The organism is Kovacikia sp. CALU 1929 (assembly GCF_056784235.1).
In genome coordinates this window covers 43,593-57,566 of sequence record NZ_JBXBCF010000056.1, presented here as the reverse complement: position 1 = coordinate 57,566, position 13,974 = coordinate 43,593, and the positions used below count along the sequence as shown (strand labels likewise).

Annotated in this window: 10 protein-coding genes; 2 read left to right on the top strand and 8 right to left on the bottom strand. The window is 50.0% G+C overall.

Annotation, left to right across the window (positions count from 1 at the left end; all coding sequences use genetic code 11):
- Positions 1-92: 92 nt before the first annotated feature.
- The 3 genes from AC1S52_RS06190 to AC1S52_RS06180 all read right to left on the bottom strand — a co-directional run bounded on the left by AC1S52_RS06190 (position 93) and on the right by AC1S52_RS06180 (position 2,233).
- Positions 93-842, bottom strand: a complete 750-nt coding sequence (locus tag AC1S52_RS06190) for an anti-sigma factor (RefSeq protein ID WP_482028139.1) — start codon at positions 840-842, stop codon at positions 93-95.
- A 14-nt stretch (positions 843-856) separates the two neighbouring features.
- A complete protein-coding gene (locus tag AC1S52_RS06185) occupies positions 857-1,450 on the bottom strand; it encodes a sigma-70 family RNA polymerase sigma factor (RefSeq protein ID WP_482028138.1) in 594 nt (197 codons plus the stop codon).
- Positions 1,451-1,573: 123 nt separating this feature from the next.
- The gene (locus AC1S52_RS06180) at positions 1,574-2,233 is read right to left on the bottom strand and encodes a CHRD domain-containing protein (protein WP_482028137.1); all 660 of its coding nucleotides are present in this window, start codon (positions 2,231-2,233) and stop codon (positions 1,574-1,576) included.
- Between the two features lie 672 nt (positions 2,234-2,905).
- On the opposite strand from AC1S52_RS06180, the gene AC1S52_RS06175 reads away from it, so the two are divergent.
- Positions 2,906-5,689 (top strand): DUF4347 domain-containing protein, encoded by a 2,784-nt coding sequence (locus tag AC1S52_RS06175; RefSeq protein ID WP_482028136.1) that lies wholly within the window; start codon positions 2,906-2,908, stop codon positions 5,687-5,689.
- Between the two features lie 98 nt (positions 5,690-5,787).
- Here the strand turns inward: AC1S52_RS06175 and AC1S52_RS06170 are convergent, their stop codons facing one another.
- The 5 genes from AC1S52_RS06170 to AC1S52_RS06150 form a co-directional block, all read right to left on the bottom strand.
- Positions 5,788-6,606 (bottom strand): squalene/phytoene synthase family protein, encoded by an 819-nt coding sequence (locus AC1S52_RS06170; protein WP_482028135.1) that lies wholly within the window; start codon positions 6,604-6,606, stop codon positions 5,788-5,790.
- An 830-nt stretch (positions 6,607-7,436) separates the two neighbouring features.
- Positions 7,437-10,313, bottom strand: a complete 2,877-nt coding sequence (locus AC1S52_RS06165) for an ATP-binding protein (RefSeq protein WP_482028134.1) — start codon at positions 10,311-10,313, stop codon at positions 7,437-7,439.
- A gap of 421 nt (positions 10,314-10,734) precedes the next feature.
- The gene (locus AC1S52_RS06160) at positions 10,735-11,598 is read right to left on the bottom strand and encodes an alpha/beta fold hydrolase (RefSeq protein WP_482028133.1); all 864 of its coding nucleotides are present in this window, start codon (positions 11,596-11,598) and stop codon (positions 10,735-10,737) included.
- Positions 11,599-11,642: 44 nt separating this feature from the next.
- The gene (locus AC1S52_RS06155) at positions 11,643-12,032 is read right to left on the bottom strand and encodes a PIN domain-containing protein (protein ID WP_482028132.1); all 390 of its coding nucleotides are present in this window, start codon (positions 12,030-12,032) and stop codon (positions 11,643-11,645) included.
- Positions 12,033-12,053: 21 nt separating this feature from the next.
- Positions 12,054-12,254 carry a hypothetical protein gene (locus AC1S52_RS06150; RefSeq protein ID WP_482028131.1) on the bottom strand — a complete coding sequence of 67 codons (201 nt, stop codon included), beginning with the start codon at positions 12,252-12,254 and terminating at the stop codon, positions 12,054-12,056.
- A gap of 252 nt (positions 12,255-12,506) precedes the next feature.
- On the opposite strand from AC1S52_RS06150, the gene AC1S52_RS06145 reads away from it, so the two are divergent.
- Complete coding sequence (locus tag AC1S52_RS06145; protein ID WP_482028130.1) at positions 12,507-13,778, top strand: URC4/urg3 family protein; 1,272 nt, start codon at positions 12,507-12,509, stop codon at positions 13,776-13,778.
- Positions 13,779-13,974 lie beyond the last annotated feature (196 nt).

Sequence of the window (13,974 nt, the reverse complement as noted above, 5' to 3'; positions counted from 1 at the left end):
TTAGTGTTTGCAACACTAGTTAACAATTGCACCCTTAAACCCGGTCATATAGTTTGCTTGCGAAGCTAAATTCGGACAGACCGATTCCAGAATTACAATCCGGTAATCATAATCGGAGAGCCAGCATGTCTCTGAGGTTCACCAGCATCTTCAACCGTAATGGCAACGTTAGTAACTAGATCCTGGGAGCGGAAAGCCCTGGGGACTACAATCACCTGAGAAAAATTGCCCTGCTCATCTACCTGAAACACTTCTGTCAGAATGGCAGACTTGTCATCGGTGGTAAAAGGAGCATTCGGTTTCAGCACCGTCCATAGGGCATAGACCTTTCCAGGCGACAGGGGAGGCAAATTTTTCACCTCCAGCGTGGCTTCTAATGCGTTTGGATCGACTTTAACGATCGCAGATGCATTGCTGTCTCCTTTGGTTGCTGCCAGGGCATAGCTAAGACTGGCGTACTTCTGGGTTTCAATTTGGGCAGTCTTCACATCTTGCCAGAGGCGATAGTTATTGACTCCCAATGCAACAATGACAGCAGCGGCAGCAACTTCTAGCAAACCACGCCACGGTAGCTTTCTGCGCCCTTCTGGACGAACCCGTGGAGCTATCCTGGTAACTTCGGTTTGAACTTGGCTCAGAATTACTGAGCGCAAATGCTCAGGTGGCATGATCTCCGGTGGAGCATAGGTAGCTTCTAAAGCACTTTGCATCTGGGCAACTTCGGCTGCGATCGCCGGATTTTCTGCCAGGACTTGCTCAAATGCGGTTGCCTCCTCCGGACTCAAATCGCCGAGGACGTAGCCTGCCACCAATAGTTGTAACTCTTCCGAAGGCGTTGACATAGCCATCACCGTAACTATCCAGTAAAACTTGTAAGGGTTTGGCGTAACTTAAGCAGCCCTCTTCTGGCTCTCGCTTTTACTGTACCCAGGGGAATCTCTAATTGGCGGGCAATTTCTGACTGGCTCAGACCATCGTAATAAGCCATCCTCAAAATTTGCTGCTGGCTATCAGACAACTGAGCCAGGGCAGCCTGTACTTCTTGAGATTGTTCTGTTTGAGAGACGTGTTCCAGGGGAGTGTTGGATGAGGTCGCGTCGGCTGCGCCTGACTTCCAGCGATTGACCCGGTCACGAGCACTGGTGCGAGATCGCAGTCGATCAATTGCCCGAGATCGGGTCAAAATTGCCAGATAGGTTCTGAGCGATCCCCGGGCTGGATCGTAGGAACATCTCTTTGCCACAGTGAGAAAAATGTCCTGAGTTAAGTCCTCTGCTTCCTGGGCAATGCCCAAGGTGTTGAGCGCTATCCCATAGACCAATCCGGCATGGCGATCGTAAATAACACCCAGAGCATCAGTTTGACCATTACCTAATGCGACAAACAAATCTGCATCTGTTGGGTCAGGCAATGGACCGGCTGGACGACCAGATGGCTCAGAATGCATCATGCACACATAGCGAAAACGGTTTGCGGGAGCGAAGATTCGATCGGATTACGGCACTATAGCGTTTTTGAATCCACTCAGGTACATGGATTGGGCTTTGGTCGTTCAAGCTGTTTGGATAGGCGTTTAGAGGGGTAGGAAAATACCGCGCAGTTCTCCTGCCCGGTTCTGCCTGGTATGAATATCCACATATAACCTACCGTCAGCCAGAGCTTGCCGTTGCTCACTCGTAAGAGTATACTCCCCAGCAAATCTACCGCCGATTCCAGTCTGGTTGGGGGTAACAGTCAGCGCATACTGAAACGGTCCATTTTCTGTGGATATGCCCTGATGGATGTGAACTGCCGAGGTAATGTTGGGATTGGGAGGACTCAGCGGGTCGATGGCATAGTCACGCAAGGCGCTGGACAGCCCGTTAAAGTCACCCCGCACAACCAGGCGATCTCCCACTAACACCGCCCCCGCCACCCCATTTGCAGAAGTTGAAGGCAGATTGGGAACCACATTGTTTTTGGTCAGAATTGCCGCATAACGTTGCATGGAGCCGTCAGCCATCCCTTGAGCCAGCAAGACCGCTTCAGAGGCTTGCAAGTCTGTCATCAACTGCTGACTTATCGGCTGCAACCCTGAGTCTTGCTGGAAGTATTCAGATACGGTAGACGGCTGGCTTTGAGTCGGTAAGGGAGAGAGGCTGCTGCTCCAGGATGGAATGGGAATACCCATCAATACCACACAGGTCATTGCACTCAGGAAGAAGTAGAAAAAATTCCGCTTTGCTCTATTCATAGATGCTTAACCGCACAGGTGATAGGATTTCAACCCTTAATACGGAGCATTGAACTCTTTGGATGCATTGAGAGATCGCTGGAGCATTGAGAGATCGCGATCGCCCTTGAAGAATCACGTCTGGATACCCAGGCAGGTATCGCAACCTCAAGATACCTCGATTCTTGCACAGGGTTGGATACATAGAGCTTGGATAACTGAATTCTGCTTCAACAGTGACAGAAACACTCAAGGACAGTAGAAACACTCAAAGATGTAATAATCAAAAGATTGTTCGAATTCTGAGAAATTACGGATGCGATTCAGAAAACTTTGTGGGTCACCATCTCGTTGTCAAGAGGCAGAACCCCAGCTTTGCTAACTATTTAACAAATATGGAAATAGGAAAAATTACCAGCAATCGAACGCCAGCAACACACAAACCTTGCTTACTATAGGTTTTTATAGTTAGCATCTTTAAATTCCCTGTTTGATTAATAAAGCCACACCCTGATAAGCAGGGCTGATGTAATATGTACATGTTGAATATGCTTAGAACAATTTAACTTGACGTTCTCAGGGAAATCGCGCATCTACCCAGTCATGCAACTTGAGCTGGACGTTGATCTCAAATTCAGGTTTGGGTGAAGCGTTTTTGTTTTTTTGGTATTCACGTCTTTCAACGGTGTAATCATGGGTTCCTATCTATCCTCTCTGTCATCTCTCCCCCAACCAACCTCTAGCTTTCCTGAGCCGTCTCTATCAACTTCAAACTCACTGCTAGTAGAAAGCAATCCTCTAACTCCTTCGCGGCCCGTCCCCCGTCCCCTACAGTCCTCCTCCCTTCTCTTCATTGATGCAGAAGTGGACGACTACCAGAGCCTCGTCAATGGGGTTGTTGCGGGAACCGAAGTGTATATTTTGGATTCCGCTCAAGATGCAGTCAGCCAGATTACTGCTGTGCTAGCGGGGCGACAACAGGTTTCCAGCCTTCATATTGTTTCTCATGGTGAAGTTGGTGAACTCAGGTTTGGGAATAATTCACTCAACCTCTATAACTTGCAAGACTACGCCAACCAGATCCAATCCTGGAGTAGCGCCCTCACTCCCAATGCCGACATTATTGTGTACGGCTGCAACGTGGCACAGGGAGAGCTGGGAGCGGCATTTGTCCATAACCTCAGCCAGTTGACCGGAGCCGATGTGGCAGCCTCGAATGATCTGACCGGCAATGCCAGGCTGGGTGGTAACTGGATTTTGGAAGTCAGTACAGGCACTATTGAAAGTTCCCTGGCTTTCCAACCAGCAATTTTAGCCAACTATTCCTATATCCTTGTGCCTGTGTTGGATCAGGTGACCGGGACGATTAACTACCAATTTATTGGTGCCCCTACCTTGTTGGCACCAAACTTGAGCATTGCCGATGCTGATACTCCCCCTGCTACGCTAGATGGGGCGTTTGTCAATATCACCACTAATTTCGATTCCACCCAGGACCGTCTGGGAATTCAGGGACAAGCTGGTACCAGTGGCACAGTCAGTGGCTTGAACTGGAATTACAATACGACCTCAGGTGTACTCAGCCTCAGTGGAGTCGCGAGTCTTGATGTTTATCAGAGTGTCCTGCGCCAGGTAACTTATACCAACCTGAGTGGGGCATCGGCAGCCAATCGACAGGTTCAGTTTAATCTGGGATCTAGCTTATTGAACCCAGAAAACGGACACTTTTACGACTTCATTTCATCTCCAGACATTACCTGGACAGATGCTAACACAACCGCAAATTCCAGCACTTTCTTTGGTTTACAGGGCTATTTGGTAACCATCACCAGTGCCACAGAGCAGGAGTTCGTTCTGATCAAACTGGGGGGTAATGGTTGGATTGGAGCCAGCGATGCAGCCGAGGAAGGAACCTGGCGGTGGGTGTCCGGTCCAGAAGCTGGGATGCAGTTCTGGCAAGGGGTAGCAAACGGTAGCCCCGTCTGTGGAGGATATAATAACTGGGACGTGGGGGAACCGAACAACTTTGTCAATAATGGCATTGATGAAGACTATGCCCACATGATTGGCAATCCTGCCCTCGCTGCCAGTAGAGGTTTCTGGAACGACCTTTCAAATACAGGCCCGGGCGGCATCTACGCGCCGCTGGGGTATATGGTGGAATACGGTGGCTTGGCAGGTGACCCTCCTTTGCAAATCACGGGGACTGTCACCGTTGACCTGAGTGGAGCCACTACCCCACCAGCCACCTTCAGCATCAACAATGTCCAGCGCAGTGAGGGAACCCGCGCCAATAAGGAGTACACGTTCACCGTGACCTTATCGGCAGCACTGGGTCAAGCGGTGACGGTCGATTACTCAACCACTGATGGTACAGCCACGATCGCCGATAATGACTATATCGCCACTAATGGAACATTGACCTTTGCTCCCGGTGTAACTACCCAAACGATCACAGTTACGGTGGTTGGGGACAGCAAACTGGAGGGCACAGAGCGGTTCACCGTCAACCTCTCTAATCCTACTGTTGCCACAATTGCCAACGGAACTGGTACAGGGATTATTGGAGATGATGACGGCAACGCCCCCGACTTCAATCTGGATGGTAACGCCGACATCCTCTGGCGCAACACAATCACAGGTGCAAACAAAATCTGGCTGATGAATGGTTCCTCTGTGGCTCAAGTGGTTGACCTACCTAGTGCAGACTCAACCTGGAGACTGGAGGGATGGGGTGATTTTAACGATGACGGGGTCGATGACCTGCTCTGGCAGAACATTCAAACATTTGAAACAGGCATCTGGCTAATGGATGGAACCTCGATTGGCTCTATTGCAGTCCTGCCATCCACTGGTACAGCAAACTGGTCTGTTGAAAAGATTGCTGACTTTACTGGTGATAACCAGGTCGATATTCTGTGGCGCAACAGTGCGAATGGAGAAACTGGCATCTGGCTGATGCAGGGTGCAACATTCACTAATGTGGCACTGTTACCGACATCAGTCGTGGATTGGCACATCGCTGGGGTTGGCGATTTTAATGGAGATAATGTTCTCGATATTCTCTGGCGTAATCGTGTGAATGAAGAAACCGGAGTCTGGATCCTAGATAATACCTCCCTTGCCGATGTAGCCCTGCTTCCATCATCTCCCCCCAGTTGGGTGGTCGGTGATACTGCTGATCTCGATGGAGATGGCGACCTCGACTTCTTCTGGTACAACACCGTGAGTGGACAAACTGGCATCTGGCAAATGAATGGATTGACGCTTCAATCTGTGGTGATTGATTTGCCAATTTCTCAAGGTTGGGAAGCTAAAAATATTATTGACCTGGAAGGAGATGGTCAACTAGAAGTCTTTTGGCGTAACAATACTTTGGAGGCTAATGGCATCTGGCGCTTGGCAGGTACCAGTTTTAGTAGCGCTGAACCTTTACCATCGGAAACTCTGGGATGGGAGCCTTCCTTCGATGGTTGATCAGCCCTACCTGTGCTTATAAATTACTGCCTTTGGATAAGGCAATTGACGACAACCCCCAGGGCGATCGCCCCTGGGGGGTTATATCGGAAAACAACTTACTTACTGCCAGTTAACTGCTCTACTAAAGCAAGAACTTTTGTGCGGCTGAGTTTTTCTTCACCCTGAGCGAGAGCATCCAAGGTAGCATGCGCCAGTGCCAGCGGAATTTGGCAGAAGTTGAGCGCCGGACCCAGGGGCAATGCACTGGTATAGGCATCTGCCATCGCCAGATTGCGGCGGGCGTAGGTCTGCATCCGCTCATTGGTCCAACCATCGGGGTAAAAATCCACGCCCCGGTTCTTATCCTCCAAATGGTTGCGCAGGATGTTCACCGCCTGTAGACCACGCCCAAAACCCACGGCATGAATTCGGTTAGTCTGAGTGCCGTCATACCAAGCCCACAAATCAGACAGCAGTAGCCCAACCGCACCGGCAACACTCATGGTATATCGATCCAGATCTGCTTGGGATTGAATTCTCCAATTGTTGGATGCCCAATACGCCATGCGATCTGACATGGCAGCCGTTGCATCCCAGACACGGGCAGCAATTGTATTGGGTGCTAGCATTGCCCACTCGCCGATGCGGATGCTGACCTCTGGCAGTAAGGTCGTATATTGGCTCAATTCTGCCGCCAGGTCATCGACATCAATGCCATCCGTGGCTGCCTGCAAAGTTAGACTAATCGTTTGCAAAAGCTGTGCTTTGAGGGGATTATCCAGATCTGGATGATCTTCAATTTCATCAATAGCACGCATACAGAGATAGGCTGAGGTTACCGCTTCTTGCAGTCCTGCCGGAAGACGGCTGATAGGGATATGAAACGTTCGACTGGTTTCTTGTAAAACCTCTAGGGCATTTTTGTGCAATTGCATCAATTCACTCCTCCAAACCACCAGACCAAGTTCGCTCTCAATATATAGCAAAAAACTTAATTTTTTTTGAAAGAGATTTGCATGGGATTCAGCTTTTTCGAGACATCCACACCGTTTAAACCTGTAGAGTTATGAGACTAACTGTGAGAGTATAAAGAGAACCTCAATGTTAAGTTTAAGATTTACAGAAATCTGTCTGACTAATTGCAACTGCTCATGAAGGTTGGTTCGCATCAGTAAACTCTACGAATTTACCAATCCTGTTGTCAAAAATATAGTAACTTCTGTTACTGACCCGCGATCGCCAAGGGATGTTCGGAGTCCACTGTCTAACCATCCATACACAGGAAACCCCCAGCTTTCCTGAAAAATTGCCTTCACCTTTTGTTAAGGTCATATTAAGCTCCTTTGATGAGAAGAGATGCTAGAGTCTGTCTCAGGTAAACGCCTTGTCTTGTGGGAATTGAATGATTAGATAGAATACCGTATAACAATTCTCAATCCAGGGAGAGTACTTGCCAATAAGGAAGCCGAGGAGTCAGACGACTGAGGATATGCCACCGTTGAGTAGGAACGGTTAAATCTGAATACTTGATGTCTATTTTTTGCTTACAACTTTCTAAGTTTCTTCCTCTATCTGGGTGGTTTTGTGAAAGAACTTTTCGTATGAACGATTAAGAGGGTGTTTGAAAAGTCATTTTTGTCATTCTAAGTGGAGACAAGCATTCAGGGTTTAGGGCAATACACTGAGATGCGGACGTGCGGAAACGCTGACACGAAGCCTTTGCTGCGGCTTTGAATTCTGTGGGAAGCAAGCTACAGACGAATAATCAGCCCCGATTCAGTAATACTGGAATTTCAATTGCAAATTCTGTGCCATTACCAGGGCTGGAAAAACATTGGAGCTGACCACCATGTTTTTCGGTAATGATTTCATAGCTAATCGATAGTCCCAATCCGGTGCCTTTGCCAACGGGTTTTGTCGTAAAAAATGGCTCAAATAGCTGTTTCTGCACTTGTTCTGAAATACCCGGACCGTTATCAGCAATCTGAATCATGACCCAATTGGAGTCAAGTACCTTAGTCCGGATCGTGATCGTTGGTAAACGGCAGTGGGCACCGGTTGAAGAGGTGGATGAAAAGCAATCTGAATACTCCGCCCATTTCCCATTTCCTAGCGCCTCTTCGATCGCGTCGATCGCATTCGTCAAGATATTCATAAACACCTGGTTCAGTTGTCCGGCATAACACTCGACCAGGGGTAAATTGGCGTATTCCTGAATCACCTGAATTTCGGGATGGTCGGGTTTGGCTTTCAGCCGATTTTGCAGAATCATCAACGTACTGTCGATACCTTCGTGGATATTGACCGATTTCGTCTCCGATTCATCCATGCGGGAAAAGTTGCGTAGAGAGGAAACGATGGACTTAATCCGGTCGGCTCCCACTTTCATAGAGGTCAGGAGCCGGGGCATATCTTCTACCAGAAACTCAAGATCAATCTCCTCAGCTTCTATCTGCACTTCAGAAGCAGGATTGGGATAGTGTTTCTGGTAGAGTGCCAGCAACCTTAGCAAGTCCTGAGCATAGCCGTTGGCATGACTGAGATTGCCATAAATAAAATTCACTGGGTTATTAATTTCGTGGGCAACTCCAGCAACCAACTGTCCCAGGCTGGACATTTTTTCATTCTGTACCAGTTTGGATTGGGTTCTTTTGATATATTTCAAGGCATCTTCCAGTTCTTCTGCCTGTTGTCGCATTTTTGCCTCTGAGTGCCGTAGCATATCCTCTGCCCGCTTCCGCTCAGTAATATCCCGTAAGATGACCACATATTCGGCAATCAGATCGGGACGATCTGCCTTTGAAATGGCAATTTCGACGGTTCGTTGCCCGCCATCCAGCAATTTCAGAATCTGTTCACTTTGAGGTGACCAGATCTCTGGGTTGCCACTCAATTCCAGCAGGAACTCTGCCAGGGGTTGCCCTATTAAGGCTGAGCCATTAAGCGCAAACAGTGCTTTTGCTGCCGGATTGACCTGGTGAATCACTCCCTGCTCATCCAGTACCAGAATGGCATCGCGGGCAATCATAAACAGTTGTTCTGCCTGTTCCCGCGCTTCCATCACAGCAGCCACCTGGGGCAGACTCGTCCAACAAGCGATCGCAACCCCCACAAAGGCGATCGCCAGTAGCAAGACGACAAACAGATTGGCGTTATTATCCAATGCGGAACCATCTAACCGGGCACGCACAAACCAACCAGTGCAGGTGGCTCCGCAAATCAGCAGGATCAAAACACAAACCTGACGCAACATCAGGTCAGAAAACTGGTGCAGCACTGGTCGTTGATAGTGCTGCACCCACCAATCCAGTCGGAATAGGGGAATCTTTGTCTGCCTTAAAGCCGCATCCATTCCCAGGATGGCGATCGGCAGCAACAGTCCAATCAGTAAATCTTGCCAACCCCATGCCAGACCTCCCACAATCAGAACGATCACCTCTACCACACAAAACAGTAGCGACCAGCGGGACCAGCGAGCTTCCGGATGCTTGCGGCGCAGCCACATGCCGAGATGCACCCCAATCATGGCAATCAGGTAACTGGTGCCTGTCACCATCACCACACGGGAAACGTCTCCCCACACCAGGCAAGCCACGCTCAACGTTCCTGTGAACGCCAGCCCAGGTGCCAGCACCCCCCGTCGGGAAACAAAAGAAAACAGGGGTGCCAGATAGCCATCGAGAGACAGTTGATAGAGCACACGGGGAGCATTGGAAACTGCGGTGGCAGAACTTAACAGGCAACCAGAAGCGATTAGAAACGTGACTAGAATGGGAGCGGCATTTCCCCAAAAGGGTTGAGCCGCCGCTGACAGGGTCAGAAATGGGCTATCACCCAGGCTAGGAGACGTTGCCAGACGCATGAGCAGCCAGGAACCCCCCACATAAACAATTGGCAGAAACAGAGCAGCCAATGAAAGGCAGCGTAAGGTGACGGACGGACGGCGGCTATCGGCAACAAATGAAGAGGCGGTTTCACAACCATAAACGGCATACACCGCCACAAAAAACCATTTCGCCCAGTTCTGGAACTGGAAACCTGACCAGGTAGACGGGACTAGACCAGGGCTTTCCGGGGCAACTGCCAACCATCCCAGCCCTTGAGTGCAAAAGAGCAGTAAGAACCCGATCGCCGGTAACACAAAAACCAGATGCAAAATGCTAAGTGATCGGGTGCCACTAAACGCAACGATGAAGGGAATGGCGGTGAACCCTACTTTGAGGAGCCATACAGGACAATCAATTCCCAATGGTGCCAAATTGGCGGTAATCAGGTCAGCCAGGATGATGGCATTCATCGCTGGCACTGACACCCAGCCGATCCAGTAGCCGATCGCCACGTAGCGAGCCAGTCCTGGGTAATGTTTCAGTAATCGGGTAGTGTAGTTGGGCGTTCCCCCCGAAACATCCTGCCAGTGGGTTCCCAGATGCCTGACCTGCAAGTTCAGCATGATGCCAACAATGGCACCGGGAATCCAAACCCAGATTGCCTGGATACCTAGATCGTGATGCATTCCAGGTTCAGTACCCAGCCACAGGAGCAAGCCACTCAGCCCAAAACCACAAGTTTCAGCAGCACTGAGGCTTCGAGGTAACCGTAAGGACGAAAGCGAGTTCGGGGATACAGGTGAGCTGTTAGACATGAGAGCACAGGCAGCAGATTTGTTACAAAAGCTGAAGAAAGTGTTCCCTTAAACACGGGTAAGCTCACAGGGATCAGTGGAAGTGAGGGGGAGGGGGGAGTTGAGAATTTTGAGTTGAGAGTTTTGATACCGATTTAAACGGATTTGTGGGCACGTCAAAGTTCAGGAGGGGCTTGGCACTGCCAAGCCCGTACCGGGATCTGTTGTGGTAATTCAAATTGGTATGAGTTGTGGCCATAGCCACCTGATTTAGGACGGGGTGCAGGGGTGGAACCCCTGGCTGAGGGCAGTGCCCCCACACCCCCTTTAACCCCCAATGTACTAAGTAACCTGGCGATAGCTATATAGATATGACAGGTGGTCAATGGTGAGTGGCGGCTTTAGGAATAGCTACCACCTCTCACCTACCCTCGGCTGCACTTCAACGTTTGTAGACAATAAACCCAGCGATCGCATCCAGTAATGCTTCTGGTTCGTCTGCACGGATGGCATGACCACTATTTTCAAAGATGCGCAGGTCTGAGTTGGGAATCAGGTTGGCAATTTCTTCGGAAAATTCTGGGGGGCAGATCCAGTCGTGGCGTGCTCCGATGACTAAGGTGGGTGCGGTGATTTTTGGGAGCTGGTCCCGCACATCATAGGAGCGTAGAAATTGCCCAAAGGCAATGTTAATCGCATCAGGGGAGACGATCGCCCGTTCCCAAGCCTTAGGCGGTGCCGCATCCGGGTCTGCTTTGAGGGAGTAGAGGGGACGCATGATGCGGAAATAGTCTCTTAACTGGTCTTCGCTGGTAAAGGTACCGTCCCAAAGATGTTGGGCGATCGCTTTCTGCTCCTCTGTTCCCCGCTCTGCCAGAATTGCCTTTGCCCGCTCTAGAAACCGGAAATCGGGTACGGTCACAATCGCAATCAAATGGGACACATGCTCTGGATAGCGGCTGGCATAGGTAAGAGCAACCATGCCGCCGTAGGAAGCGCCGATTACAACAATCCGATCCAACCCCAGGTATTGCCGTAGAGCCTCCATGTCTTCCACATTGTTGTCCAGGGTGTAGGTTTCCTTTGCCCCCCGTGCCGATCTGCCCTGCCCCCGGTGGTCAAAATAGACCAGTTGCATCTTCCGACTCAGGGGCGAAAAGGTGGGCTTAAATCCGGTATGGTCTGCCCCTGGTCCTCCGTGGATCAGGAATGCAACTGGCTTCTCCCGCATTTGTGACCCGTCTGGCACCAGTCCTGAACCTTCTACGTCAAAGTAAATTTCAGTGTCTCGGATTTTGGCTTTCATGGGCAGTGATGCTAGAGGTATCAGGTGTCAGGAATTATAGTCTGCTATAACTGCCGCCAGTTTTCGGTTTGCAGCCCAGGTACTCGAAATTCTCGCTGGTTGGCTGTGACCATCAGAGGATTGTTCTGAAGTGCAGTTGTCGCTATCAAGACATTGTAAGCACCCATTGGTTGTCCTCGAGATTTAAGGACGGCGCGGATTTGAGCCGCTTGTTCGGCTTCTACCGTGCTGAACGGAAGAATGATTGCAGAGGCTAGAGGACTGGCGATCGCGGGTTCAACCTTTTGAACCCGCTGAGGATTAAGTACCAAACCATAACGTAACTCCATGACAGTAATGGCAGAAACGGCGATGTCAGCCGGTGGAGTTCGCTTGAGCCTAACTTTAGTGCCAGCTTTACCTCTGATGAAGTCGCTTGAAGTCGCTGATGACACAGGTATCGAGTAGGTAGCGCATTAGAACAGTTTCGGTTCATGAGGCGGAAGGAGTTCATTCCGGTAGGACTCAACCGCAGGAAAGTCAGGGGTTCCTTCGTAGGACAAGATAACCTCCGACCATTGCGAGGTGGAAATGGGTGGTGCTTGGATGGTCTGACGTAAGGCTTGCAGAATTAAGGTTTGAAGTGGAACGTTGAGCTGCGCCGCTGGACGGATCACGTCTTGCTCAAGATCTGAATCTGATGACCAAACCTTGTTAAAACAATCTTTTATTCGAGGTGTCCTACGGTTCTATCTCTGCAAGATTCATTATATTTACCAACAACAAGGTGTTATATTGCATCGCAGCTTTGAATGAGCTATCTCCTCTTATAGAGGGGCTTCAGGTTAAGTCCGGTGATAGACAAAGATAAGGGCTAAGTTTTTCCTGCTTTCCTGCCTTCTCTCTCCCGTTGCTCATCTGCCAGCCAAATGACAACTCCTTTTGCAGACCAAGATGCGATCGCCTACCTCCGTTCTCCCCAAGCCATTCGAGAACGATGCGGGCAATTATTTGAGTTGGCTTGTGCTGACCAGTTGCGCTGTTTTCGGTGCAATTTGAGCCAGCTTGATGGAACGGCTGACTATGTAATCCAGGTCATGCGGGAAACCTACCCTGACCTCGATATCCCATTCCATAGTCGCTGGCGACATTTTGAAGTGGGAAGTACCTCTCGATTAGCTGACCTGGAACGGCAATTGACCGATTTAACTCCCCTGGAAAAAGCCTGGGCAAAGTTTGATTTAGCCATTACAAGCGTATTACTGGATGCCGGGGCGGGTGCCCAGTGGCAGTATCAAGAACCTGGAACGGGCGAAGTATTCAGGCGATCGGAGGGGTTGGCAGTTGCCAGTTTCCATCTGTTCTGCCAGGGCTTGTTTTCCAGCGATGCAACCAATCCCTTACAGGCAGATGCAATCGCCCTTCACCAGCTTTCAGCCGAAAAGTTAGCAAACGGCTTCCAGGTTAGTGCAGCCAATCCCTTAATCGGTATGCAGGGACGTACAGAACTACTGCAACGCCTGGGTCAAACCCTTTCCCTGCACCCAAAGCTGTTCGGGCTGCAAAATCCCCGTCCCGGTTACCTGGTCAATTACTTGTTAGATCAGACCCAGAATAGTCAACTAGAAGCCAGCACTATTCTGCAAGCCATTTTGGAAGGCTTAGGCGACATCTGGGCAGGGCGCATCACCCTTGCAGGCGTTAATCTAGGCGATGTCTGGTACCACTCTGCCCTACTGCCCAATGCGACTCTCCCCCCCTCTCCCCTCTCCCCTCTCCCCTCTCTCTCTTTCATTCCCTTCCACAAACTCTCCCAATGGCTCACTTACTCACTATTAGAGCCATTACAAGAGCTGGGAATCACCATCACCGGGTTAGACGCTATGACTGGATTGCCGGAATATCGCAATGGTGGCTTATGCGTGGATATGGATCTTTTACAGATCAAAGACCCCCTTGTGCTTCAGCAACCCCATTTACCCAGTTCTGAAGTCATTGTGGAGTGGCGAGCCTTGACTGTTATCTTGTTAGACCTGATTGCAGAAACCATCCAGAAAAAACTCAACCTGTCCAGCACCGAACTTCCCCTGGTCAAAGTCCTGCAAGGCGGCACCTGGACAGCCGGACGCAAAATCGCTTCAGAAAAACGTCCTGGCGGCGTTCCACCCATTCAAATTGAAAGCGATGGAACTGTATTTTAATCAAGCCTCTGGCTTTTGTTGTAGGTTCGGTTGAAGCATGTAGCTTGCTTCCCCGCAGAATAACCCAACATCCAAACCACGCCAGGGTCTGTGGATGTTCAGTTTGCCGAAGCCGAAAGCTAATGAGGAAAAGCTTGACGGTGTTCAACCCGACCTACGAGATGGGCGATCGCGGGATGACGACATAGCCAAGTTG